The sequence below is a fragment of the Paenibacillus sp. 1SOY10 genome (assembly GCF_056836745.1).
This window is the reverse complement of the sequence record NZ_JBXENK010000003.1, coordinates 77594-102083: the sequence shown is the minus strand read 5'-3', so window position 1 is coordinate 102083 and position 24490 is coordinate 77594. Positions and strand designations below refer to the sequence as shown.

General features: G+C 50.3%; 23 protein-coding genes. 5 read left to right on the top strand and 18 right to left on the bottom strand.

Annotated elements, in window-relative coordinates; genetic code table 11:
• Positions 1-5 precede the first annotated feature (5 nt).
• From AC1VOR_RS11315 to AC1VOR_RS11275, 9 genes are all read right to left on the bottom strand, one after another.
• Complete coding sequence (locus AC1VOR_RS11315; RefSeq protein WP_482617872.1) at positions 6-686, bottom strand: LysM peptidoglycan-binding domain-containing protein; 681 nt, start codon at positions 684-686, stop codon at positions 6-8.
• On the bottom strand, positions 683-2683 hold the full coding sequence (locus tag AC1VOR_RS11310; RefSeq protein ID WP_482617870.1) for a hypothetical protein: 2001 nt from the start codon (positions 2681-2683) through the stop codon (positions 683-685). Before AC1VOR_RS11310 ends, AC1VOR_RS11315 begins: the two co-directional genes overlap by 4 nt.
• Before the next feature lie 192 nt (positions 2684-2875).
• Entirely contained in the window at positions 2876-3295 is a 420-nt protein-coding gene (locus AC1VOR_RS11305) for a phage tail assembly chaperone (protein WP_059050224.1), read from the bottom strand.
• A gap of 24 nt (positions 3296-3319) precedes the next feature.
• Complete coding sequence (locus tag AC1VOR_RS11300; RefSeq protein WP_482617869.1) at positions 3320-3796, bottom strand: phage tail tube protein; 477 nt, start codon at positions 3794-3796, stop codon at positions 3320-3322.
• Positions 3797-3809: 13 nt separating this feature from the next.
• Positions 3810-5138 carry a phage tail sheath family protein gene (locus AC1VOR_RS11295; protein WP_482617868.1) on the bottom strand — a complete coding sequence of 443 codons (1329 nt, stop codon included), beginning with the start codon at positions 5136-5138 and terminating at the stop codon, positions 3810-3812.
• Complete coding sequence (locus AC1VOR_RS11290; protein ID WP_482617867.1) at positions 5131-5331, bottom strand: hypothetical protein; 201 nt, start codon at positions 5329-5331, stop codon at positions 5131-5133. The genes AC1VOR_RS11295 and AC1VOR_RS11290 overlap by 8 nt, the downstream gene beginning before the upstream one ends.
• Positions 5321-5755, bottom strand: coding sequence for a phage tail terminator family protein (locus AC1VOR_RS11285; protein ID WP_482618313.1), 435 nt, complete (start codon positions 5753-5755; stop codon positions 5321-5323). The genes AC1VOR_RS11290 and AC1VOR_RS11285 overlap by 11 nt, the downstream gene beginning before the upstream one ends.
• 473 nt (positions 5756-6228) lie before the next feature.
• Positions 6229-7107: a copper amine oxidase N-terminal domain-containing protein gene (locus tag AC1VOR_RS11280; RefSeq protein WP_482617865.1), complete on the bottom strand. Its 879-nt coding sequence runs from the start codon at positions 7105-7107 to the stop codon at positions 6229-6231.
• 202 nt (positions 7108-7309) lie between these two features.
• Positions 7310-8209 carry a LysR family transcriptional regulator gene (locus tag AC1VOR_RS11275; RefSeq protein ID WP_482617863.1) on the bottom strand — a complete coding sequence of 300 codons (900 nt, stop codon included), beginning with the start codon at positions 8207-8209 and terminating at the stop codon, positions 7310-7312.
• A gap of 186 nt (positions 8210-8395) precedes the next feature.
• Between AC1VOR_RS11275 and AC1VOR_RS11270 the strand changes: the two genes are divergently transcribed.
• From AC1VOR_RS11270 to AC1VOR_RS11255, 4 genes are read left to right on the top strand one after another with little or no spacing between them, the layout of a single operon-like run.
• Entirely contained in the window at positions 8396-9487 is a 1092-nt protein-coding gene (locus AC1VOR_RS11270; protein ID WP_482617862.1) for an extracellular solute-binding protein, read from the top strand.
• A gap of 10 nt (positions 9488-9497) precedes the next feature.
• Complete coding sequence (locus tag AC1VOR_RS11265) at positions 9498-11219, top strand: ABC transporter permease (protein ID WP_482617861.1); 1722 nt, start codon at positions 9498-9500, stop codon at positions 11217-11219.
• A 12-nt stretch (positions 11220-11231) separates the two neighbouring features.
• On the top strand, positions 11232-12323 hold the full coding sequence (locus AC1VOR_RS11260; RefSeq protein WP_482617860.1) for an ABC transporter ATP-binding protein: 1092 nt from the start codon (positions 11232-11234) through the stop codon (positions 12321-12323).
• Entirely contained in the window at positions 12316-12948 is a 633-nt protein-coding gene (locus AC1VOR_RS11255) for a metallophosphoesterase (RefSeq protein WP_482617858.1), read from the top strand. Before AC1VOR_RS11260 ends, AC1VOR_RS11255 begins: the two co-directional genes overlap by 8 nt.
• A gap of 127 nt (positions 12949-13075) precedes the next feature.
• Here the strand turns inward: AC1VOR_RS11255 and AC1VOR_RS11250 are convergent, their stop codons facing one another.
• The 8 genes from AC1VOR_RS11250 to fba all read right to left on the bottom strand — a co-directional run bounded on the left by AC1VOR_RS11250 (position 13076) and on the right by fba (position 22073).
• Positions 13076-14623, bottom strand: a complete 1548-nt coding sequence (locus AC1VOR_RS11250) for a right-handed parallel beta-helix repeat-containing protein (RefSeq protein ID WP_482617857.1) — start codon at positions 14621-14623, stop codon at positions 13076-13078.
• 228 nt (positions 14624-14851) lie between these two features.
• Entirely contained in the window at positions 14852-15796 is a 945-nt protein-coding gene (locus AC1VOR_RS11245; protein ID WP_482617855.1) for a carbohydrate kinase family protein, read from the bottom strand.
• A gap of 23 nt (positions 15797-15819) precedes the next feature.
• Positions 15820-17121 (bottom strand): family 4 glycosyl hydrolase, encoded by a 1302-nt coding sequence (locus tag AC1VOR_RS11240; RefSeq protein ID WP_482617853.1) that lies wholly within the window; start codon positions 17119-17121, stop codon positions 15820-15822.
• A 16-nt stretch (positions 17122-17137) separates the two neighbouring features.
• Positions 17138-17962: a carbohydrate ABC transporter permease gene (locus AC1VOR_RS11235; RefSeq protein WP_482617851.1), complete on the bottom strand. Its 825-nt coding sequence runs from the start codon at positions 17960-17962 to the stop codon at positions 17138-17140.
• A gap of 15 nt (positions 17963-17977) precedes the next feature.
• Complete coding sequence (locus AC1VOR_RS11230; protein WP_482617849.1) at positions 17978-18913, bottom strand: carbohydrate ABC transporter permease; 936 nt, start codon at positions 18911-18913, stop codon at positions 17978-17980.
• Between the two features lie 14 nt (positions 18914-18927).
• Entirely contained in the window at positions 18928-20229 is a 1302-nt protein-coding gene (locus tag AC1VOR_RS11225; RefSeq protein ID WP_482617847.1) for an ABC transporter substrate-binding protein, read from the bottom strand.
• Positions 20230-20302: 73 nt separating this feature from the next.
• Positions 20303-21100 (bottom strand): DeoR/GlpR family DNA-binding transcription regulator, encoded by a 798-nt coding sequence (locus AC1VOR_RS11220; RefSeq protein WP_482617845.1) that lies wholly within the window; start codon positions 21098-21100, stop codon positions 20303-20305.
• Positions 21101-21206: 106 nt separating this feature from the next.
• Entirely contained in the window at positions 21207-22073 is an 867-nt protein-coding gene (gene fba / locus AC1VOR_RS11215) for a class II fructose-1,6-bisphosphate aldolase (RefSeq protein ID WP_482617844.1), read from the bottom strand.
• A gap of 222 nt (positions 22074-22295) precedes the next feature.
• Here fba and AC1VOR_RS11210 point away from each other — a divergent pair, with 222 nt between their 5' ends.
• Positions 22296-23339, top strand: coding sequence for an SIS domain-containing protein (locus tag AC1VOR_RS11210; RefSeq protein WP_482617842.1), 1044 nt, complete (start codon positions 22296-22298; stop codon positions 23337-23339).
• A 152-nt stretch (positions 23340-23491) separates the two neighbouring features.
• On the opposite strand, the gene AC1VOR_RS11205 is transcribed toward AC1VOR_RS11210, so the two are convergent.
• Entirely contained in the window at positions 23492-24316 is an 825-nt protein-coding gene (locus AC1VOR_RS11205; protein ID WP_482617840.1) for a TerC family protein, read from the bottom strand.
• Positions 24317-24490 lie beyond the last annotated feature (174 nt).

Below are 24490 nucleotides of genomic sequence, written 5' to 3'. Positions count from 1 at the left end.
TCTTCTCATGGCAGCTTCAACACCTTGCCGACAGGCAACCGAGTCAGTTCACTGTCCTGAATGCCGTTGAGCTTCTGTATTTCCTTGTAGCGGGCACCACTACCCAGCACCTTCTGCGCCACCTTCCAGAGGCTGTCACCGGATACCAGTGTATAGGTTTTGGGCTGTACTCTGGTGTCGGGACGAGTTGGAGCATTCGTTGCTGCTGCCGGAGCAGCCGCAGTTGCCGCTCCCCCTGGCTGTTCCAGTGACGTCTTTTTCGCGGTATAAAAGCGGTATTCCTTCAACTTTAAGGTATAGCTGATATCGCCAACGGCCCCGCCCGATTCCGAATACGTAAAGCTCTCAATGCTCACCGGTAAATCAAGATTGAGCGTGGACCCGCTAAAGGTCAGGCGAATCGGCTTCTGGTAAGACAGCCAGTTCTCCAACGTGTGGTAATATTTGCTCGGCTCCAGAAAAGGAACACGCTCCTGCCCGTTCACATACAAAGGATGGGCCGGGAAAATACCAGAGAACGAAATATCGAGCAGCTTATGTCCCGTCAACACCTGAACCTCGCCAAGCTGGGAGATATCGTAGCTATTGCTGTTGCCACTTTGGTTCACTTCAATCTTCTCAGGGAGAACCGGTAAAAAAATTACTTCCTCCCTATTGTTATAGGACAGCATTAATGTATAGCTCATGCATACACCCCCGCTGCGCTGGTGGCGATCTCTTCTTCCAATACCTGTTCGATCTGCGTCACGATGGTGTGAATATCGACTTCCTTGGAGACCGGCCCTGTGTTGACCGTCACCGTTGGTGTCAGCGTCGTAAAGTTCTGGATCGCGGTTACCTCCGCCAGTTCACGCATCATTTTGAGGTCTTCCGAAGAAATATCCACCGTCTCATTAATGCGGTCCACACTGCCGACATTACCCACACTGCCAATTTGGGAAATATTCATGCCTGGCTGAGTTCCTAGCTGAGCTGCGCCTCCGGTACCCGGGCTACCTGGCAGCATCCCGCCCAGCGTATTGCCGAGGCCGGATTTTGCTGAATCGAGAAAATCCGTTCCCTTACTCACGAGGTTCTTCCCAGCCTGGTTGCCTTGATTAAAGGCTCCTAGTATATCCTTGGTCTCCATTCTACCCAGTTTAGTCGACTCACCTGGAGCCTCCGGAGCCACCATACTGTCCAGCTTAACTCTGAGCTTATCACTCAACACGTGCATGTCGGGTTTATTAAGTAATGGAATGGCTGAAATATCAGCACCAGTCAGTTTATTGAACCCTTCAATGAGTAAATTAATGCCGCCAAGGGCTCCATTTACCGCGTCCAGAATGATACTTACAAATCCGCTGGCAAATTCCTCAGTGGCGAGGAGCATTTTATACATGTGTTCGCCAAAGAACAGTCCCATATCAAAGATAAACTTCCTAACGTTGTACACCGAATTATGGAAGGTGTTGATTAGAAATTCAGCAAGGGCAATCCATAAATTGATGGAAATAGCGACATAGTTATAAATAGCAGCATATAAGCCATAAAATAAACCCACAACAAAGCCAACGATAGACTCCACAGACACTCCAAACTTGATAAGAGCCCCAATAATGAGCGCAATGGCAGCCACTACCAGCAGAATAGGCCAATTCACAGCCAACCAGGCAATAGCCTGTGCGACCACCGGAGCCACCATTGCCCATAGCATGACGCCCAGTGCAGCTAGTGCCACTCCCATGCCAAGGAGTATCATGTTCACAGAGGAGCCACCTGAAGTGAGCGAACCTACAAAGGAAGCAACCCCTGCCATGACTTCGCCCAACAGGAAGCCTACAAAGCCAAAGGCTGCGCCTACTCCACTGATGAACTGATTGAACGCTTCGCTGTTCAGCATACTCAACAGCGCGTCTATGGCAGGAGTGAGCGCATTCATCCCTTGTTGACCTAATGAGGCTAATTGAAAATTAAAGCCATCTACTACGCTCTTCCATTTCACGGCTGGTGAATCTAACATCGTATCCAACGCAGCCTGCGTGATTCCCTGCTTGTTCAGCAACGTATCCATCGCCGCAATCATGCCGTTAATATCTCCCGCGTTGGATGCGGTGGTTAATGCGGATTGATCCCCTGCCTCAACCTTGTAATCCTCTCCCAAGGACTTGCTATCGCCTGTCATTAGCTTGGATAACGCATCGGTTGCCCCTTTTAATCCCATGTCCGGGTTCATTTGCGACATACGCATCGCCAGCATATTCAGTTGTTCCAACTGGGCTGGATCGGTGGTGCTTGCCATCAACCCCTGCGTTCCTGCCAAAGCCGTCTTCACATCTTGACCGTATTTCAGAGCCTGCGAGGCCGTTTGGTCAAAGATGGCCTGCCCTGCCCCCGAGCTTCCAGCTCGAAGGGACATTTGGTCAAGGACGGATTGTTGATCCGCACCATCTTGAAGCATACCTCCCAGAATTGCATTGCCTGCCTTTGCTATTTTCCCAAGTGCCGGACCATTAAAGATACCCATGAATGCATTCGCCTTCTTGGCGGAATCGTCCATGGTCTTATTCAGCTTGGTCTGAGCTTGATTGATGTTATTAACTTGTTGAAACACAATATTGGTGTTAGTGATAGCTACATTCTGTTGTTGAATATAGGTTTGAAAAAGCGTATTTTGTTGAAGCATCAAATTTGCACTCGCCAAGGTTTCACCTTCTTTCCTGGCTCGAAATTCACTTTCTCTTCGCTGCTTTCTTCTCCGTCTTGATGATCTCCTGGATCATTGCGACCAAGGCCGCCTTCTGCCTGATGCCCAGGGCAGCGAATTCCCATGGCATCAGGTTGAAGCGGTTTAACGCAAAGAGGGCGCAGGTCGCCTCGCCATCGCCCTCGTCGATTAGTTTTTTACCTCGTCCGCCAGTTCATTAATGCTCTTGTCAAAGCCGTTAATCTGTTGCACCTTCTGCACCAGCGTAGCGTACTCACCCGGCAGCAGCATCTTGCGCAGACATTGGTCTGCACCCATCACCTGATAGGATTGTTGAAGCTCCGCGTTCTTCAAATCCGGGAACACGACGCTTGCGACCGCCAGCTTGGCCAAATACTCATCCGTGTTTGTCTCGTAGCTGACCACGCCCTTGTCCTTCACCTTGCGCTGGCAGGATTTGCGAATGGTCTCGTTCTCTTCTTCCGTCATGCTGCGGAGCTGCCAAGGCACGGCAGCTCCATTCTCATCCTTGAAACGATCGGAAACAACGACTTCCTCCACCTGTCCGGCGGCGGCATTTTGGGCAAAAAAAGCAGTTAAAGCACTCATTTGTGAATCTCCTCCTGAATGGGTTTAGTTGCTTGGCTGAACAGTGCCAAACGATTCGATAATGTCATAGTCTTCAAAGGTAAATGGAATTTCCTCGTCCAGCATATCGTCAGCAGTCGCATCGAATTTAGCCGCAATAATGCTGTCGATGTTGCAGCCCCGCAGGAACACCGTCTGCTTGCCCGCGCCGCTCCCCGGCTGCTCATTGGTAATCATCAGATCGAACCAGAAGTCCGTCCCGTTCTTGATATAGTCCTGCATCAGATTACGGAAGAAGGAGGAGACATAATAAATCGTCAGCGTCCCCGTACCCTTCCAGCCCGCGGAACGTTGCGGTGTGCTGGTTCTGCCCAGCGTAGGCACGTCTACCTTGGTCTTCTCAATCGTAGATTCCAGTGTTTTGGCATAAAACAATTCTTCCGTACGTCCGTCCATTTTGATAAATGCCTTGGCTTGCTTGCCACTTACTGCATCCTTCACATTAAAAAAAGAGCCTGCCATGCTTTCGTCCTCCTTAGTTGACCGTCACGGTCATGTAGATTTTTTCGATGCTGTCCACCGGCTGTACATTCAGGTTGATCACGACGGCATCGCCTTCGATGCCTGGAAGCACTTCAAGGTCGCTCTCTGCATCAAAATTCTGAATCGCACCGATGCCCTGCAAGCTGCCCAGGTAGCTCAGCACCTCGCCCTTCAGCAAATTGCGGCCATCCGCATTATTGCCAATCTTACCAAGGTAGCTCGAAGCAAACGTCCGTTGCAGATCACGGGCAATCGTATCCAGCACCCGTACCACGCGGTTTTTGCTGAAATGCTTGGCTTTTTCCGGGGTAAAAGTAGTCAGTGTATTGATGTCCTGTTGGATTTGCACTTTGCCGTTGGAGGCGGTAAGCACAAGCTCCCCGTTTTGCAGCGCCTGGATCATCTCGCTATAAGTCAATTTAGGGGATACGTCCGCTGCATTCGGGATCTCCGTATAGGTAAGGGATTCGTTGACATTGGCGGCGGCCTCCATGGCCGTAATTTCCCATAGCAGGTAAATAGGCTCCACGGTCAAGCCGTCTGTTGTAATAATGCTGTTCTTCAAGCTGATAATTCCTTCGTAATTGGCTTGCGGGTGATTGTAGAGGACGGTGACGATTTTCTTGCCCTCTTGCTCACGCAGGCGCTTCGTATAAGCTACAGCCAGTTGCTTGATCGCCGCATCATCGGTTGGTACACCCAGCACGTCAAACTCTTCAGCTTCCAAAGCTGCCAGCGCTGCGGTCCAATCGCCATTGCTTACCGGACCATCCACACCGCCCGCAAGCGCCGTTCCAGCCGTCTCCGTCAACTCACCGCTCCCCGTAAAGGTAACAAAGTCGTGATTCACCAACTCTTCGATGGAGCCTACGATTTGCGCGTCTACTTCTTCGCCTTCGAGCAAAGTGCGGACTTCATAGTGATCCGGCTCGTCGACGCTAGCTTGCACAATAATCTGCAGGTCGTTACCACGTGTACCGCCGTAGTTGGCCGTTGCTGTCAGTTCGCCCACCGTAGCCTTGGCCTGTTCAGCACCCTTGGCCCCAAGCCGATAAATAAGCACTTGGCTGGCGTGAGCCATAGCGGCTGCGATATGACGGATTCTAGCATCGGCTGCCCCGAAGCCCAGCAGCTTCTCTGCATTTTGCAGGAAGGATTCCGCCTCCAATTTGATAACTCCCTCAGGGCCCCAAGGCAAGGGTGCCGGAAAAGCAGCCACCCCTCGTTCTCCCACTGTACCCACTGCACGGGCTGCTGATTTGAAGTTGATATACGTCCCCGGGGATACTTTATTTTGTGTTGTCCATGTGCCATTAGCCATGTTCCTTCACTCCTCTTTGAATAAATGATTGCACGGCCTGCTCCGCTTGAGCCGCCGTATAAATTCCCTCATCCGTCAGTGCGACATGCAGAATATCCTTCTCCACACCGCTGAAACGGTTAGCTGCCAGCAGTTGTGCTTTGGAGAAAGTCCGCTGCACAGGCTGGGCTGCCTTTTTCTTCTTAAACACCATCTTTAAGCTCTCCCTCCTGCCGGAGCGTTCCCATCTTGATCTCTTCGCTGGCCTGCGACCAGACGATTTGGGTAAATGTCAGTTGCAGGTGTAGTACCCCATCTTCCTGCCACTGTGCGGCCAAAGCGCTACCCGGCATCAAACCATCGCCCATGCCAAAGTCAGCAAGCAGCTCATAAAGGCGCTCTGCCATGTCATAGGTAGACACCCGGCTATCCGCTCCGCCTGGAACGAATTGCACCTCCAGCGAATGGGTACGCTTGTACCTTCGATGAAGCTCTCGGCTCTGCTCCGACTTCGCCAGTTGTACGAGCAAATAGGGCCCTTCTGTCTCCCCAGGCTGCTTCTCTGTATACACAGGGACCTCCGGGATACCGGCGGTGAGCACATGAGCCAGGCTCTGTACAACGTCATTCAAAGTCATCTGTGTCAAAATAGACTCCTCACCTGCTTTCGTGCTTCGCTTGCGTGTTGCTGTCTCCGCCTTGTTCCAGACGTTTTGCGACTTGTTATTCTACGAGCGGGACCTTAGACTTGCCTTATGCCAGGAGCGCCCTTCCTCTATAGCGCCTGCGTGGTTCAGTGAACCGGTGCAAGGGGTCCCGCCAACACGAATAGCCGGTCCAAATGCCTGGAACCGGCGAGAAAACAGCAGGGCCGTGAAAGTCTCATTCACGGCCCTGCGCAAGCTTTATGTTGTTGTATCCTTCTTCTTCGACACTATCATTGTATCGCGGATTCCCGGTCACCATCGGCCTATAAACGGACAAACATGGGTCACGGACCGGACAGGGAGAGGACAGATAAAGAAGAAAAGCGCGGAGGCTCAATTGCTTCGCTGAAAAAGCCTGATAAACAGAAGGGAGATCTGCCGGGCAGATCTCCCTTCTGCAATTATTATTTAGGAAGGTTTTGAATGATGTCAGAATACACATGGAGTTTTGTCATTATTTCTATTCTTTTACCGTTCTCATCCCCGTAAATAGCTTTGGCTGTTCCATTTCTATTATCCATAAACAAGACGTTACTATTGTTATAGGCCTCAAAAAGGGGGTCCGTATCGAAGATAAAATGAGGAAGAATAGCCCCGGAGGTTTTGGAGCGATCAGAATCATCAAATTGACCAATCGCCGTTGCTGTCCCATTTTCAATTTCCACAAGAGTTGTATTGTGACCGTCCTGTAACATGTACGTATCAGCTCTTCCTACCGGGAAAGAATACACATGATAGGTGCCAGGAGAATCAAACGATTGAAAGTTAAACTTAATAGGCAAAGAAATGGCTGCTTTACGTGTGGCTTGCAGGTCCTCTTGAGTAATCTGGCTTATATCAAAATGATAACTTTCGGATCTCACAAAAACCATTTGGCGCAGGGCTTCATATTCGACCTGATAGCCCAAGGCCTCACTCACAAATCGAATAGGAACAAGCACGCGCCCATTCTCATTTTTGGCGGCCTGATCCATTTGTATTTTTTGGTTCCCCTTGTAGGCGACCTTGCTGCCTACCGTAATTTTTAAGTATTCTCCGTTTTGATTTTTTAACGTCACTACGTTTGAAGAAAAACTGTAATGAATCCCCAATGACGCCAAGGAACGAATAGGAATAAACAAACGATTATTTTCCAGAGTGGGGTGTACATCCAATGGAATAAACTCACCATTAACATTGATTTTCACAGGTCTTTGGTTATAATTCACCGCTGCATGAGCAGGGGTATAGCCTCCCCAACTAAAGCTGACTACTAGAGCAAGCAAAATGACCATTTTTCTCATACTTTTATTCCTCCTAAGGTTGTTAATAGATAAATGACTCCTAAGTATTCCCTCTCCGTCCATTTTATGAAACGTTGCTACCTCTATATTTAGAGACGCTGATTACCCAACATTAGTTGTGGTTTAAGGAGCTTACCGATATTTTCGGCAAATCACAGGCTACGATCAGGAAAATGATCAAGGATCTGCTTGCTTCCCCCAGTCAGTGCTTGTCCTCCCACTGCTCTTCCATCGCCTTCCAGAACATCCGCATCGCCGGACTGGCAAGCTTGTTCCGATGACGCACGGCGTAGATGAACCGTTCCTCAGCCCAGCCAGGAATTTTGCGGACAACTAAATGCCCCTCGGCTTGCTGCGTTCCAATGCCTGCTTCGGCAACCATCCCAAAACCGATTCCGTGCATAACGGCTGATTTAAGTGCAGCGGAACTGGATACTTCCATAGTTATATCTAACGAGATACCATGCTGTTCAGCCCAACTATCGATCAGCTTACGGCTAATTGAACCTTCCTCATGGGAAATAAACGGATAAGCAGCTATATGCTTGGGCGACAGTTCCTTCATTTCAGCAAGCGGATGGCCGGGATAACATATGAGAACCAGATCATCGCGCTTCAGTGGCAACACAATGAGATCAGGATCATCAATGGACGTTTGTGAGATGATCCCCAGATCAAGCTCGTATTTCTTAATCTTATCCAGGATAAAAGGGGCCGGTCTGACGTCAAGGAGAATCGATAGCCCAGGATTGCTTTGCTTGAGCCGCTCCAGTAGTGGAGGCAGCATATATGTAGCTGGTGTGTGTGTACTCCCAATCGCCAGCCTCCCCGCATGAACCCCCTGATAGACCGCCATCACCGACTCCGCTTCCGCAGATAATGCACTGATTTGAGAGGCATAATGATAGAAGGCTCTCCCTGCCTCCGTCAGCTTAATCACATGATACGATTTGGTATGGAACAGCGACACTCCAACTTCCTCTTGTAGCTTATTCAAATGAAAGGTCACTGTTGGCTGCGTAATATTTAACTTTTGCGCCACTAAATACAGCTTCTGCAGTTCAACCGCCAGCACAAAGGCTCTCAACTGCTGCAAATTCATAAGAGCTCTCCTCTTCCTGTTTATTCACCATAAAAGATAGATAATATCAATCTTAATTTATATGTTATAGATTTTATTTAACTTTATATTAACGTGGGGTTAATTTTTGGATGATACGAGCCCACTAGACTAGAGAAGTAATCGATTATGCAATGGAATCATTGAATACACAACATGGAGGGTGACATGAAAACAAAGAGAAACAACAAAAGTCTTCTAATGACGGCGCTCTTATCCGTCGTTCTTCTGCTATCGGCTTGCGGGGCTAACTCCGCAGACTTGAATGGAAACGATAAGAAGGTAGACCCAGCAACGAGAACAGAACAGCCTGCGGAGACTTCTGAAGATACAGGCAAAACGATTTATTTATACGGCAACGATTTTGTTGACTTTATTGCCCCGAAGTTTGCTGAAGAGACAGGCTATAAAATAGAAGCCGTCCACTACGGCGGCGGTGAGGCCTTGGCCAAAATTGAGGCTGAGCAAGGCAACCCCCAATGGGATGTGTTGATGATGGATGGCCACGGCTCGGTGCGGAATTTGGCCGACCGCGACTTTCTGCTAACAGGCTGGCAGCCAAGTAATCTGGCCAATCTATCTGAACTTGGCACTTCATACGTTCCAAGCGACCTCTCGTATTTCCCAATAGGCCTGCACGCCTCTGGTGTTATTGCCTACAACACGAAGCTGGTCACTCCTGATCAAGCACCTAAAACATGGGATGAGTTCTTTGCCTTCCAGGGTCCGGTCGGACATGCTGATCCGGCAGTCGCCGCTCCTGCTTATCCTCTCGTCTCTGCTTTGTTTGAGAAATGGGGGATTGAAGAAGGGGAGGCCAAATATGCCCAGCGTTTTAAGGATGGCTTACACATTTACCCTAAGAATGGTCCCGTTGGCAAAGCATTGCTCAGCGGAGAGATTCAGGTAGCCGCCCTACAGGAGCATAATGCCTATGAATTGAAGATGACAGGCGAGCCCATCGAAGTCATCTGGCCGGAGGAAGGGGCGCCGGGAAGTCTGCGCGTTGCCGCCATCAGTAAGGCAACTAAAAATCCGGCAGCAGCCAAAGCTTTTATCGAATATATGCTTAAACCGGAAACTCAGAAAATGCTGACAGAACTCGAATCCACACAAAGCTTCTTTACTCCGCTTGTTACAGGTGTTGAAGGACGAAGCGAACGTGAACAGGGCGGTAAGTTCCTGTTACCGTCAGCCGAGTGGGCCGCGGAGCATGAAGTTGAAATCAAGACCTGGTTCGCTGATCAAAACGTAAAGTAGGAGCCCTGAGATGAAAACCACGGAAGCACATTGGGGGGGCGCGGTAACGTTCCTCCTCTTCCTTTTTATTTTTCTGCCCTTACAGGCTGTTCTAATTAATGTTGTCTTTCCTGGCTTTTTCTTCGGGAAGTTGGAATATGGCGGCTTTGGGCTTATTACTGAAATTTTTCACCGTCCACTATGGCGGCAGTCGCTCTGGAACTCGATACTGCTGGCTCTTGGCTCGGCCACCTTCGGAACCATCATAGGCGGAGCGCTCGCCACGGTTCGTGCCCGTTGGAATTTCGCCGCTGGTCGGCTACTTGATACGGCAGCCTGGCTATTGCTGATTGCTCCATCCTTTATGATTGCTCAAGGCTGGGTACTGTTCGCCAGTGCCGATGGCCTTGTCCATCAATGGCTTGGCTGGACCTTTGTTACGTCATTTATTTTCCAGCCATCCGGGCTCGTCTTTGTTATGGCGCTCAGCAAATTTCCGTTGGCCTACCTGGCCATTGTGTCCGCCACAGAATGGAATGTCCGGCAATTCGGCCAAGCCGCCAGACTGAACGGCGCTAAGCCTTTTACGGTCTGGAGAACCGTCGACTTTCCGCTGGCTTTGCCTTCTTTTCTCGCCGGTTGGACGCTCGTATTTATGGACACCATTGGGGACTTTGGTCTTCCGGCCGCTCTGGCCACCGTCTACAAATTCCCGACGTTGACCTATTCCATCTACTCCGCTATTTATCAATCGCCCGTTCGTTTTGATATGGCTGGAGTTCTGGCCTTTTATCTTGTTGTCATGCTTGCGCTTGCCATGGCGTTACTGCTGTTTGCCCTGCGCCGCTCGCGATTTGACTTCCTGAATGCCAAAGCCGTCAGAACGGTGAGAGAGAAGCCTCGTCACGGCTGGGCCTACAACATCGTAGTTGGTGGCTTCCTGGTGGTCTGCCTCGGTATTCCGATTGGGACAAGTGCGGCTGTATCCTTACTTAAACAAATGGGAGAAGGGCTTACGGTAGGGAACCTGACCCTGGAGCACTACTTTAATCTGTTCACCGGCGTAGCCGGGGATCATCGGCTGCTCGAGTATCTGGAGGGGCTCTACCATTCGTTAACGATTGCGGCTGCAGCGGCCGTGTTCAGCATGTTGATTGGCTTCGTAACTGCGTATGTGCTAAGCTTCACGGAATCTCGCTTCAAATCGGCACTTCAGTTGTTTTCTGTCATTTCCCTGGCTGTTCCAGGGGTTGTACTCGGTATAGGTTACATCTTCATCTGGAATCAAAAGTGGCTGGAGCCTCTTGGCCTTCATTTATATGGTACACCGGCACTGCTGGTCATTGCAGGCATCGCTGGGGCCATTCCCTATGCCGTACGCGTACAGATGGGCTCGTTCGGAGCGCTTTCGGGCACCATGCTCAAAGCTGCTGCAATTCAGGGAGCAGGTGTGTTTGACCGGATGCGGCATATTGTTCTGCCACTTGTACGTCAGTCACTGCTCATGGCAACACTGGCTTCGTTCGGCACAAGCATCTTCGATCTGGCTCTGGCATCCATGCTAAAGCCCGCTAATTATTCGCTAATGCCGCTAGTCATAGACCGTGCCTTTGAATTTTCCAGGTATGGGTACGCAACCGCTGCTACTGTGGTCAGTTGCTCCGTCGTCGTATTGCTGATTGTGGCGTTGCAGGCAGCCGGCCGATGGCTATTCCGCCGCTTGGACGGGAACCGCAATCAGGATTTAGTTTAGGAGGGCTATCATTTGAGTAAGATTTTAAAGCTGAAAGGCGTTTCGAAAGCATATGGCACACAACAGGTACTAAAGCCTATTTCATTTGAAGTCAACGAAGGCGAACGTATCTGCATTCTGGGTCCTTCCGGTTGCGGCAAATCGACGCTGCTCCAGCTTGTAGCTGGATTGACCCGAATTGATGATGGTGAGATTGAGATAAATGGCGTTACTGTGGAGAAGGGGAAGGGACATTACGTTCCTCCTGAAAATCGGCCAATTAATATGGTATTTCAGGATTATGCCCTGTGGCCACATATGTCGGTCCGGCAGAATATTGAATATGGTATGAAGCGGCGCAAAGTCGACAAGACCGAAATGCAGAGCCGTCTGAAGCATCTTCAATCCCTGCTGAAGCTGAACGGACTGTTGGAACGGCTACCCGCCCAACTATCCGGTGGTCAACAGCAGCGGGTAGGTATCGCCCGGGCACTGGCGACAGGTCCCCGGCTCCTGTTGATGGATGAACCACTATCCAATCTGGACGTCAAGCTGCGCACGGATATGCGCGGCGAATTGGCGGGCCTGCTCAGCGAACTGTCTATCGCTACTCTGTATGTAACACATGATCGCATGGAAGCCTTCACCATAGCCGACCGCATTCTTGTGCTCCGCGAGGGCGGCATCGATCAAATCGGAACTCCCGACGAGCTGTTCGAACGGCCAGCCACCCCTTGGGTAGCACAATTGATGGGCTATCATAACCGCCTAAAGGTTCAATTTGCAGCTCATGGCAATCTGGTGACATTGGCAGCAGGAGCCCCGATTCAGGGAGTGCAAATGACTCCAGGCGCTTACTCAGGAGAAGGTGTGATGATGCTTCACCCCGAGAACATTTCTGTGGGTCAGGAGCCCTTATCCACTGATGCTAACATGCTTGAGACAGAGGTGGTACAGGCAATCTATGAAGGCACAAGATGGCGATTGATTGTGAAGACGGATGACGGACAACCCCTCCATTTATTTCATGACAGGGGGGTAGAGCCGGGCGCCCGGTTGACCATTCAGGTTCCTTCGCAGAATGTCATGCTGTATGCGGCCCGTGCTCTCTCTGACGATGAGTAAATTATTTGCTGTCTCGGATATTCATGGCTATGGTCATTTGCTGGAGTATCTACTGGATTGTGCAGGATATAATTCACAAGCCGATCGGCTATTCCTGCTCGGTGATTACGTGAATAAAGGACCGGACTCTGTAGGTACATTGGAGTTGGTTCATAGGCTATGCGTCGATGGAGCTATCGCACTTCAGGGGAATAACGAGCGTAAGTGGCTGAACCAGGTACCGAGTAAGTCCACTGACCATAAAGCGGTATCAACCTACTACCAGGAGTTCATCGCCGGAATGCCGCTATGGGCGGAATACAAACACTTTCTGTTCGTTCATGCGGGCCTGCGTCCAGGCATTTCACTACATGAGCAAACTCCCGAGGATTTGACGGAAATTCGTGATCCCTTCTTTCAGACCCCTGGCCCCCCGGGCAAAACGGTCGTGTTTGGTCATACATCCACCTACCGCTTTGGCTTGCAGCCAGATCACCTGTGGTTTGCAGATGGCAAGCTTGGCATAGATACGGGTGCTGGCCATGGCCATTTTTTGAGTCTAGTCGAATTGACTGAAGGATGGCAGTGGTCAGTATCCGTCTTACCACCTCACAACGTAAGACTGGTCAAACATACCCTAGAATGACATATTAATAGGCGATTAAAAAGATTACGAAAATAAATACCCTAGGACCTACGGCTGAAAAGCCGCATGGCCCTAGGATCTTATTATTTTAGCTGCTATATGCTACCCTCGTAAAGTGAATCGATATTTACTCGTCAGCGCCAATGTTGACGGCAGCACCTTGTACTCGTGGGTCTCCATCGATATCCTCTGTTCCGATAATCGCATGATCTGTATCACCGGCATCAATGGCAGGCGAGGAGGATTGCAAATGGAAGTTGCCTGAGGCGGCATTCACGAATTTGGGGTCCAGGAACAGGGAATGAGCGTCATTGCCTGTTCCCGCTTTATAGTCGGAAAATCCCCAATAATCGTTGTTCTTCCACGTGAAGCCCGCTTCGCTGCTGCCTCCAGAAGTGAAGTACAGGTTATAATCGACTACATTGCCAGAGTTTTCGGTATATTCGTTGTAAATCAGCACATCCGAAGAGCTGGCGACAAAGATGTTGTTCTTGATGATGTTGTTTCTTGTATCAAACTGGACATACAACTGGCCGCTGCCATCGCCTACCGTATCGTTCTTATATACGGTGTTGTTCACAATCTTGCAATTGACCGTAGAGCCACGTTCATCATCATATCCGCCCATGGCAATCCCGGTTAACCGGTTGTTATAGACAACGTTGCTGCGAATCGTAATATTGCTGGTCGATCTGCCAGCATGCTCTGAGGCGATTTCAATACCGATATCGTTGTTATAGCTGTAATTCTGCTCGATAATGCTATCCTTACCTCCATCCACGTAAATGCCGTCAGCCCCGTTACTATTGTTCGGAAGCGTCTTGCCGTAGGATGGATTATAATTGGAAGTAATATTGTACACCTGATTTCCCTTCACCAGACCATTACGCGCTTGGTCATAGGCCGAATTAGGTGCTGTCCCTTCAAAGCCGATCAGGTCAATCCCGATGTTGTCATTGTCATGCACCAGGTTATTAAGGACCTCAAAACCATCGACATTCCCGTTAAGCACCATGGATTCACTGGAACCCAATACGAGATTGTAAAGTTCATTACCGCTGATCACAAGATCATGAAGGGAGGCAGGTGCCTTGGTTCCATATACAGCAATACCATGGGCATCCCGGCCAAGCAAGTCGCTGCCCGTTGGAGTAGCGGTGTTCTTGATATCATGGATTTTATTGTCGGCCAGCGTAATAAATCCGCCTGCCCCATGCACATAGATGCCTATAGGCACGGCATTTCGGGAAGTCGTAGTAAAGTTGCGTATTTCGAAGCCCTGAACGGTGACATAGCTTACATCCTCAAGCTCCACCAATCCTTGGGAACCGCTAACAGTTAGTCCGGTACCGTCAAGAATCGGCTGTTCCGTTCCATAGTTAGTGAACACGATAGGGCCTTGAGCCGCAGAACCTGAACGGGTGATTTTCAACTTTTGATTATACACGCCACCCCGCACATAGACTGTGCTCCCCGCAGGTACGACGTCAGCCGCATGCTGCAAAGTCTTCCATGGCGCAGTGCTGGTCCCTGCATTGGAATCACTACCGCTTGTCGCTACATAATATTCAGCCCCGGCCGCCGATACGTCCGGCATATGTACCGAGGTGCCTACCAGAACGAAGCCCAGAATCAAGCTCAGTACGACGATGGACCATGGTTTTAATTTCAACATTAATGTCAGCTCCTTAGATTCAAATATAGTAAATTATTTCTAAATATATTATATAATAGAAATATTTTAAATATATATCCAATTTGATATAGTGAAAATTCTTCTCTAGTAGAGCAATTGCCTGAGAAAACAGACGTGGGGTTGCATATTAGCAGCACGCTGTTGATCGGTCCCTGTAATCAAATTGCAGCTAATTTCCCGTCATGCTTCAGCAACTGGCAGGCAAATTCATGCTTTGACTACCGCCTGCAGCTTCCTGACAGCCTCCACGGTCGGCAAGCTTCCCGTACCGCCAATTCCTAGCGTCGATACTGCCCCGCAAGCGTTGGCAAATTGAATGAGCTCCCCACCACGATGACCAAGCAAATAACCGTAAATGATACCCGCATTGAAGCAATCGCCCGCTCCTGTCGTATCTACCGGTGATACCTGATAGGGTTCCGCCCGGCTCACGCTCCCGTCTAATTCACGTAGCGAAGCTCCTCGGGAGCCTTGCTTGACGGCCACTAGCCCGGCCACCGGGGGTAACCCCGACTCTAGCATATCAGAAACCTGATCCGCCGGGAAAATGTGCAGCAGCTCATCCTCGCTGGGCATGAACAAATCTGTATGGCCCAAGAGCGTGCTAATCCCTTCACGATCCCACTGGTTAGCCACATCCCACCCCGTATCAAAGGACGTGCTAATGCCGTCTGAGCGTAGCCTTTGGAACAATTCGGGCCAATGCGGTCTCATACCGTCCTGCAAATAGTAGGACCCGAAATGGAGGTGGCGGGCCTCGCGAAGCAGCCTCTCCGGGACAAGCTCCGGCTTCAGCAGCGGAATGCTGCCTGCATAGGTTAGCAGGCCACGGTCCGCTGGCGTAGAGAACGACAAGGTCACCCCGGTCTTGATCCCCGGTAGCCCTGTCACATGCTCGGTGTTCACCCCCATACGCTGTAGCTCATTGGTACAATACCGCCCGAAGTCGTCCTCCCCCACTACGCTAACAAACCGCACGTCTGCCCCCAGACTTGCCAAGGCACAGGCCGTAATGGCAGAGGAAGAGCCCAACACGATCTCAAAGCCTTCCACCAGCTTCTCCCGATTCCATTCCGGCATCACATCGTTGCCCGATACAATAATATCCACATTTAGCTCTCCGGCGACAACAACGATTGGCTTGGAGTCCATGATTCCTCGGCTCTGGCTGCCCATCATTTCAGCACCGGAACAATACCTTGCTCCGCCTCATATAGCTCTTCAAACATATGGCCAATCTCCTCCAGAGAGCAAACCGCCGCCGACAGGGGGTCTACCATCAGGGCATGACGGGCCATTTCCTTGTCGCCTTGTCGGACCGCCTCAACCGCCAGATCAAAGAAGGCCATGTTCGAACGACATAAGGCTGCTAAATGCTCTGGCAGCTTGCCAAAACGAGTAGGCTGAATCCCCTTGGCATCGACCAGACAAGCTACTTCAACTACCCCATCCGGTGACAAATTCTCGATCAATCCCCGGTTCGGGACATTACCGTAGATTACTTTGGGTTCGCCCTTTAGTACCCCCTCAATAATCACCGCCGCATATTCCTTGCTGGATTGTAGTTCCAGCGGCAAAGTCCCCTCAAGCTGACGCACGATCTCTTCATCATTCTCCTTACGCCAAATCGGCCAATTATCGGCATAGAAGCCAGTTGCTCCATTATACCCTGTGCTGCAATGCTGATCGATTAGCGACTGGCGTTTGCGATAATAAGGAATATACTCGGAGAAGTGGCCGCTGGATTCCGAGACAAAGGCCCCCAGATACTTCATAGCATCAAAACGAACCGGGTCCTGCCGCAGCAATTCAGGGTCCTTGATCTTCTCCAGCAGGATGGGATACAAATTCTGTCCCTTATGGCTTAGTTCCACAAACCAGGACATATGATTAATTCCCCCGGCCCTCCAGTGAAGCTCCTCGTAAGGAATTCCGGCATATTCCGCCAGTTGGGCCGATGAATTTTGAATCGAGTGGCATAACCCTACCACCGGAAGCTCGGTGATGCGGGAGGTGAGCAACGTAACTGCTGACATGGGATTGGTATAATTCAGGATCATCCCATCCGGGCATAGCTCCTCCACATCCCTGACAATTTCAATCCAACTGGGGAGTGTTCGCAGCGTTTTGAACAGCCCACCCGGACCTAGCGTATCTCCAATACATTGGTTGACTCCGTATTTTAACGGAATTTCATATTCATAGCGAACGGTGTCCAGACCGCCAACTTCAATCTGATTGATGATGAACCGCGATCCCCCAATAACCTCCCTGCGGTCGGTAGAGGCGATCACCCTCCACGACTTGCCCGTCATCTCCACGATCTTCAAGACGAGTCTGCGAGCCAGCTCCAACCGCCGCTCATCAATATCAACCAAGGCAATCGTTCCCCCGTCCAAGCCCTCGATCATCAGAATATCCATCGCAATATCTCTAGTGAAGGCACTACCTGCCCCGATAATGGAAATTTTCGTCATCGCTCTCTCCACACTCCTATTTCATGCCTGTCATGGTCAGGCCTTTGATGAATTGCTTTTGAAAGATCAGAAACACTACGATCACCGGCAAAGTAATTAGAACTGCCGCCGACATCACCACGTTGTAATTGACCATATGCGTTCCATTGAAATAGACCAGGGCCAGCGGAACCGTCATTTTGCTCTCGTCATTCAACACAATTAAAGGCCATAGGTAATTGTTCCAGGAATTCATGAACGTGAAGATGCCTAAAGCCGACAGCATAGGCAAAATCAGCGGCGTCACAATACGCAGCATCAGCTTGAACTCTCCGGCCCCATCCATTCTGGCCGCCTCCAGCAGTTCCTGCGGAATTTCCTCAATAAATTGCTTGGCTAGGAACACCCCATAGGAGCTCACCAGACAAGGCAACACGATGGCCATCAGATTGTTGATGAGTCCAAGCTCAGCCGTGATGAGGTAGGTCGGAATCATGATCACCTGGAATGGAATCATCATGGTCGCCAGAATAAGAATGAACAGCACCCTTTTGCCTCTAAATTGATGTTTGGCTAAAATATATCCCGTGAGTGCGCTGGTGAACAAGGTTGCCACCGTTATCACAATGGAGGTTCCCAAGCTGTTGAACAGCCAGGTCACAAACGGAGCATCCCGGAACACCGTACGATATCCTTCCAGACTAGGCTCCCGGGGTATCAATCCTCCTGTACCCGCTACGATTTCCATATTACTCTTCAGGGAAGACAGGACCATCCAGACATACGGCACCAGCATGATGCCAGCCGCTACAGCCAATACAAATATAACTACTCCGTCCCAAGCGCTACGTCGATGCAGCATGGACTCTACCTCCTCTTAATGCTCCCAATTGGCGCGTCCCCCTCTTAATTGCACCAGCGTAACGAGCAGGATAACCATGAGGAACACCGTTGCCATGGCAGAAGCATAGCCCATATTGGAGCCGGCAAAGGCCTGATCATAAATGTGTAACGCCAGCACCCGCGTCTCGTTGAAGGGCTCCCCCTTGGTCATGATTTGGAATTGCGGGAACGCCTGAAAATAAGAAACTACCGTTGTTACCGACACGAATAACAGCGTTCTGCGCAGCAAAGGCATTGTAATTTGAAAAAAAATACGCCATCTCCCCGCCCCTTCCAGCAACGCAGCTTCATAGTACATGTCCGGGATCGAATCCAGTCCGGCAATGAACAACACGACGTTATAGCCGATATCCGCCCACAAGGTCATCAGGATCACGGAATAAAGGGCATACCCGGGATCAGCCAGCCAATGAATGGGAGTCAGGTGCAGCTTCACCAGAATGAGATTGAACAGACCGTTGTTATAATTAAACATCGTACTCCATACGATAGCCGTTCCTGCCAGCGGCGCAATGGTTGGCAAGAAGAACAAGGTACGGAACAAGCTCTTGAGCCATGGAATTCTGACTCGCTGGATTGCGGAAGCGATGCATAATGTAATCACGATATTGACCAGAACCGTTATCGCCACGAATTTGAACGTAATCCATAACGATTTCAAAAACACGGCATCGCTGGCCATGCGAATATAATTTTCTGCGCCTACGAAGATAGCTCTGGAGCTAAGCGGATCATACTGAAAGACAGATAACCCCAAACTCCAGGCGATGGGCAGGAAAGCGAACACGCCAAACAACAGCAGAATCGGTATCAGCGAGATGAGGATGAACCTCCGCTTGGCCCGCAGGCCCGCTGCTCTCCCCGCTCGTTTCAACTTATTGGCCTTATCGGCCGAAACAGCAACACGCATGCCCGAACACACCCCTATCGCTTATGTTGGTCCTGGTTATCGTTAATGGCCTGTTCGATCTTCGTGAGTCCTTCCTTCACATTCATTTGGCCCGTAACCATTAATTGAAAGTGGTCATTGACCTGCTTGAAGAAATAGTCGCGATCCGCCACAGGGCCAATCCATTGACCAAGCGGTAGGGCTTCTATCGGTGTTTTCATGTATGGATTATTGTTCAAAAATTCGGGGTCTTCGGCAATTTCCTTCTTGGCTGGAACGGTAAAAGTGTCCGTGTTCCAAGTAGCCAGATTCTCCTTCTGTGAAACGAATTGAACGAACTTTAGAGCTGCCTCCTGCTGCTTGCTTCGCTTCGCCACGGTCAGACCCCAGCCGGATTCAGCCGCGAAGGAAGGCGGATTGTCCGTGAACGAAGGAACAGGTACGTATTCAAAGTCGCTGACCTTATAGTTGTTCAAACCTGCTGAAATGGTCCACGGACCGCGGTAGGTCATCGCTGAGTTGCCCCGGAAGAAATAATCGGAGGTGTCGAGTTCGCCGCCAAAGGTCGTCAAATCAGCAACTTTGTGCTCGGCGATCAGAGAGACCAGCTCAGACATGGCCTTCTCAGCTTCTGGCGTCTGAAAGTTGACATGCTCATTCTCGCCCCAGAAGCTGGCATTCTGCTGGAGAATCAAGGATAGGAAGGTAAAAGTAATATTGTCGGAGGACACGAAGTCGAAGCCCTTAATCTGCAAGGTATTCCCCTGACGGACCGTCAGCTTCTTGGCGTATTCGACCAGTTCTGTCCAGGTGGACGGGGGCCGGTCCAAGCCCTGCTCCTTGAGCATTTGCGGATGAATCAGCATCCCGCCGTTCTCGATGTTGTATTCCAGCGGCAGGCCATAGAGCTTGCCATCACGTAAATACGCACCTATGGGGGCGTCATAATACTCCTGTTGCACATGTTCGCTATCAGGTATTTCGACGAGCAAATCATTTTTGGAATAAGCGGGTACCCAGGTTCCGAACATCTCGGCTACATCCGGCGGTGTCTCTGCGGAGAAGGATGCCTTCAGCTTCGGATTGTATACATCATAGGGAAAGGTCTGATACTCAATGGTGATATCGGGGTGTTGGATCTGAAATTCAGCAACGAGCTTTTTGTATGCGTTTACAATTGCGTCTTCCTGGTGGCTCCAGAAGACCAGCTTCACCTTATCTTGGCCTTGCGGGTTTGCGGACGCATCGCCGCTGGTAGCCGAGGAGCCTGTACAGCCTGACGCGACGAACATGACGCAAATCACCGCAAGTATTAACATCCGTTTGGATAACCGCATTCGCACATCCCCTTATCTTCCGCATATTAGTCAGCATCTGAAGGGGAGGTTGCTTGAGGATATCAGGCGTATTTTATACGGAAGCCGTATGGTCTAGGGGTGTATGTATGGCAATCAGCTGCTCCCGGCACGCTTGCTCAAACCATCCCTCCGGCGGTTTATTCATAATTACGCCCGTTACCTGATTCAGCGGAGTAATCGTAAATAAAGCGCTCTTCTCCAGCTTGCTCTGGTCGAATACAGCATACACGCTGCTTGAACGTTCCATCATCAATTGGGCAATATGGGCTTCTAGCTCGGAATGCATCGTGAAGCCGTGGTTCAACGATACTCCGTCTACCCCCAGAAACATCTTGGTAATATTGATCTTATCAATCACATTCTCCGCTAATGGACCACTCAGTTCATAGCTCTTGGCACGCATCACACCGCCAATGACCACCACTTGAACTCCGTCTGCATCAGCAAGCTCAAAGGCGATATTCACGGCATTGGTAACCACCGTAATATTCTGGCGCTGCTTCAGCGCTTTGGCGATAAAGAACGTCGTAGTTCCCCCGGTCAGGCAAATAATATCCCCTTCCTGAACAAGTGCAGCCGCCGCTTGGGCAATCCGCTCCTTATCCAGCCGCTTAAAATCTCGCTTGGCGGCAAAAGGCAACTCCGCAGCCGAAGGCATCAGCGCTCCCTCGTAAATCGCCCCGCCTGTTGTACGAATGATCCCTCCGGCCTTCTCCAGCACATCGAGGTCGCGTCTGGCCGTAGCCTCCGAACAACCCATCGCTTCTATGATTTCCTGCAACGAAATTTTACCGTGGGATTTGATCAATTCGAGCGTCTTCGCTCGGCGCAATTCACCCTTTGATTGCATGGCTCTCTCCTTTAAACAACCTCTGAATATGTCCGGGCTGACAAGCCCAGCCGTGTTAGCTCTATTGTGGAGGATGCCAGGATAGATTGCAATACAGCTACCGTTATCAACGCGCCATGCCCGCCTTGCCAATACTTCCGCAAAGCCGCATCTTCTCCATAGCCAACTGTTTGACCGCTGCCTTGGCCGGAACCATATATTTACGGGGGTCATTCTCTTCAGGATGATCCGTAAATACGCCCTTGATGGCATTAGAAAAGGCAATTCGCAATTCGGTCGCAATGTTCACCTTCGACATGCCCAGCGCCACGGCTTGATGAATCTGCTCGGCCGGAACACCGGAGCCACCATGCAGCACCAAAGGAATATCAACCAACTCGGCGATTCGGGCAATCCGGGCAAAATCAATGTCGGGACGCCCCTTGTAGATACCATGTGCCGTTCCAATCGCCGGGGCAAGCGTGAGTACACCCGTCTGTGCCACGAATTGTACGCATTCTTCGGGATCAGCCAACGAGGCATGCCTTTCATCCACCACAATGTTGTCCTCAACCCCGCCTACTTTTCCCAGCTCCGCTTCTACATTTACGCCGGAGGCTATGGCAACCTCCATGACTTTCCGGGTCTGCTCTACATTCTCTGCGAAAGGGTACATTGAAGCATCAATCATCACCGAGGTGTAGCCAGCACGTATACATTGAATAATGGTCGTAAAATCCGTGCAGTGATCCAGATGCAGTGCCATCGGCAAATCCGTGCGATCCGCCGCCGTCTTCGCCGCATGGGCAATGTAATCCGGGCCCAGATGCTTGACGGTGCCTACCGTCGTTTGGATGATTAACGGGGATTCCGTCTCTACTGCAGCTTCAACGACCGCCTGAAGCATCTCCAGGGTATGTACATTGAAGGCAGCGACAGCGTACTTCTCCCTGCGAGCAACTTGCAGCATTTCCGTGGACGAGATGAGTGGCATTCCGATTCCTCCTTTCATGAAAAATGGATAAATTTTGTACTTGTGATTATAATAATCTTTATATTTGATAATTTCAATCATTTTATAAAAAATAAATCTTCATTTTGCAAGTATAAGTGATTTATTTTGATCATAAATATCTTTTAGTTGATTTTTTGAGTGAAACAATTATAAAATTGACATAAAGCGTCATTTAATTTTGTATGTGGGAGGGTACCTATTATGAGTTTGACCTATAGTGAAATTAAGGGCCAATACCAGGCTTTACAGCAAACCTACGATTATATGCTATCTAAGCGTGAGGAACTAACTGCCTTTGTGCAGGCGCAAGACGTAAAGAGCGTAACCTTTGTAGGTTGTGGCTCCAGCTATTGCTTAAGTGAAGCGGCGGCATTTACTTTTCGATTACGTACGGGCCTGCCTGCGGTAGCTTTGGCTGCCGGTGACCTGATGCTTCATGCCCGGCGTTACCGCACCCTACTTGAAGGCACGCTGCTCATTGCGCCGTCACGTTCAGGTAGCACTAGCGAAGTCATGGAGGCCCTTCGCCAGGTTCAAGCTATGCAGCGAACTCCGGTACTAGCCATCTCCTGTGTCGAAAATTCTCCACTCGCCCAAGTAGCCGATTGTGCTCTGGCCCTGCCCTGGGCCTTCGATCATAGCGTCTGCCAGACTCGTACGGTCACCAACCTCTATGCGGTTAACCTGCTGCTGGCTGCCTTTCTGGCTAGCGATGAAGCGTTGATTGCCGATTTGCAAGCAGCCATTCAGCAAGGTGAAGCCTACATGGCTCGTACCCAGGAGGGAATTCGCCGTACCTCCGATTTTGCCTGGAGTAATGCTGTCGTACTGGCCGACGGGGAGCTTCAGGGATTGGCCGCAGAAGGTGCAATTGCTTTGACAGAAATCGCCAAAACACAAGCCCACGCCTATCATCTTCTCGATGTTCGTCATGGACCGATGGTGACGATTGGGCGGGAAACGCTCGTTATCGCCGCATTGTCTGACAACGATGTGGACCATCAACGCAAGCTCATGCAGGATCTCAAGGAGCGCGAAGCTACCGTTATTGCCTTTGCCGACCGGGCAGACGTGCTGCCGCAGGATATCGTTGATCTGGCCATTACGACCGACCAGCCGCTGGATGCCGCAGTTCGTGGTATTCCGTTCATCTTCATCCCGCAAATCGCTGCGCTCTCCAGTGCCGAGCGCCACGGCATCAATCCCGACCAGCCGGATGGCTTGATGGCCTGGGTTAAGCTGTAACTTAGACGGTAGAAGCCAACAACCCTTATAGCATACTTACAAGCAAAGGACCTCCCAAGCCTGTCTGATCTACTAGAAGCAGAAGCTGCCAATAGATCATGAGCTTAGAAGGTCCTTTATTATTTATGATTTAAATAAGCCAACCAGCAACATTATGCCTGGCTGTCCGCCTGGGAAACCTCAAGCTTCTCGCCAGAAGTAGCATTCATCTCTTTCTTGTCCTTGGACAAGAACCAGCCAGCTAAAGCAATTGCAATCAATACCACATAGAAGGTTAATTTCCATGCCGGACTTTTAGCGAAGCTCTCGGGAATCATCGCGAGTGAAGGATGCGCCAGTGTGTAAACTGCCAGCTTGACACCTACCCACCCAACAATGACAAAGGCTGCTATCTCCAGTCCCGGTTTGCGTTTAAGCAGTCCCACAAATAGGTTAGCCGCAAAACGCATAATGATCATCCCGATAAACCCACCGAGGAAGACGACCAGGAATTGTCCGCCATCCATGCCGCCAATGCTAGGCAAAGGCGTATCTGGCAATACCACAGCCAAGGCTACTGCCGCTAGAATAGAGTCTACCGCAAAGGCAATATCGGCCAATTCTACCTTTAACACCGTCATCCAGAAGCCAGACTTCTTCTTCACTTGATCTGGTAGTAATGCTTCTTCCGGCGTGGGCTCTGTCTTCTTCATCAGGACTTTCCGGATAATATGGTTCAGTGAAATAAAGAATAAATACAAGGCACCTATCGCTTGCACCTGCCACACATTAACCAGGAACGAAATAATGAACAATGAGAGCAACCGGAAAACAAAAGCACCGGTCAGACCATAAAACAAAGCCTTCTTCCGCTCATCATCCGGCAAATGCTTAACCATGATCGCCAGTACCAACGCATTGTCAGCAGCGAGCAGTCCTTCCAGCACAATGAGCACCACCAGCACCCAAGCATATTCCATAAAAATTGAAAGATCCATTTTACCACTCCTGTCTCTCTAGTTATTTTATCTTTGCTCCAACCTTTTCTGGCCTCTTGCTCCTTCTGGTACGGTTCACCTCCGTTACGAACCATAGACTCGGATAACCTGGCACCCCTACCTATGAGCCTGATATAACCAAAAAGGCCTCTGCCTAGTTCGGCAGAGACCTTA

Bases quoted from the DNA above. Each gene is read 5' to 3' on its own strand.
- AC1VOR_RS11290 (WP_482617867.1), bottom strand. From the start codon at position 5,331: ATGGTGTTTAAGAAGAAAAAGGCAGCCCAGCCTGTGCAGCGGACTTTC.
- AC1VOR_RS11265 (WP_482617861.1), top strand. From the start codon at position 9,498: ATGAAAACCACGGAAGCACATTGGGGGGGCGCGGTAACGTTCCTCCTC.
- AC1VOR_RS11225 (WP_482617847.1), bottom strand. From the start codon at position 20,229: ATGCGGTTATCCAAACGGATGTTAATACTTGCGGTGATTTGCGTCATG.
- AC1VOR_RS11245 (WP_482617855.1), bottom strand. From the start codon at position 15,796: ATGGACTCCAAGCCAATCGTTGTTGTCGCCGGAGAGCTAAATGTGGAT.
- AC1VOR_RS11295 (WP_482617868.1), bottom strand. From the start codon at position 5,138: ATGGCTAATGGCACATGGACAACACAAAATAAAGTATCCCCGGGGACG.
- AC1VOR_RS11280 (WP_482617865.1), bottom strand. From the start codon at position 7,107: ATGAGAAAAATGGTCATTTTGCTTGCTCTAGTAGTCAGCTTTAGTTGG.
- AC1VOR_RS11315 (WP_482617872.1), bottom strand. From the start codon at position 686: ATGAGCTATACATTAATGCTGTCCTATAACAATAGGGAGGAAGTAATT.
- AC1VOR_RS11205 (WP_482617840.1), bottom strand. From the start codon at position 24,316: ATGGATCTTTCAATTTTTATGGAATATGCTTGGGTGCTGGTGGTGCTC.
- AC1VOR_RS11300 (WP_482617869.1), bottom strand. From the start codon at position 3,796: ATGGCAGGCTCTTTTTTTAATGTGAAGGATGCAGTAAGTGGCAAGCAA.
- AC1VOR_RS11235 (WP_482617851.1), bottom strand. From the start codon at position 17,962: ATGCTGCATCGACGTAGCGCTTGGGACGGAGTAGTTATATTTGTATTG.
- AC1VOR_RS11255 (WP_482617858.1), top strand. From the start codon at position 12,316: ATGAGTAAATTATTTGCTGTCTCGGATATTCATGGCTATGGTCATTTG.
- fba (WP_482617844.1), bottom strand. From the start codon at position 22,073: ATGCCACTCATCTCGTCCACGGAAATGCTGCAAGTTGCTCGCAGGGAG.
- AC1VOR_RS11240 (WP_482617853.1), bottom strand. From the start codon at position 17,121: ATGACGAAAATTTCCATTATCGGGGCAGGTAGTGCCTTCACTAGAGAT.
- AC1VOR_RS11270 (WP_482617862.1), top strand. From the start codon at position 8,396: ATGAAAACAAAGAGAAACAACAAAAGTCTTCTAATGACGGCGCTCTTA.
- AC1VOR_RS11275 (WP_482617863.1), bottom strand. From the start codon at position 8,209: ATGAATTTGCAGCAGTTGAGAGCCTTTGTGCTGGCGGTTGAACTGCAG.
- AC1VOR_RS11305 (WP_059050224.1), bottom strand. From the start codon at position 3,295: ATGAGTGCTTTAACTGCTTTTTTTGCCCAAAATGCCGCCGCCGGACAG.
- AC1VOR_RS11220 (WP_482617845.1), bottom strand. From the start codon at position 21,100: ATGCAATCAAAGGGTGAATTGCGCCGAGCGAAGACGCTCGAATTGATC.
- AC1VOR_RS11230 (WP_482617849.1), bottom strand. From the start codon at position 18,913: ATGCGTGTTGCTGTTTCGGCCGATAAGGCCAATAAGTTGAAACGAGCG.
- AC1VOR_RS11285 (WP_482618313.1), bottom strand. From the start codon at position 5,755: ATGACTTTGAATGACGTTGTACAGAGCCTGGCTCATGTGCTCACCGCC.
- AC1VOR_RS11250 (WP_482617857.1), bottom strand. From the start codon at position 14,623: ATGTTGAAATTAAAACCATGGTCCATCGTCGTACTGAGCTTGATTCTG.
- AC1VOR_RS11210 (WP_482617842.1), top strand. From the start codon at position 22,296: ATGAGTTTGACCTATAGTGAAATTAAGGGCCAATACCAGGCTTTACAG.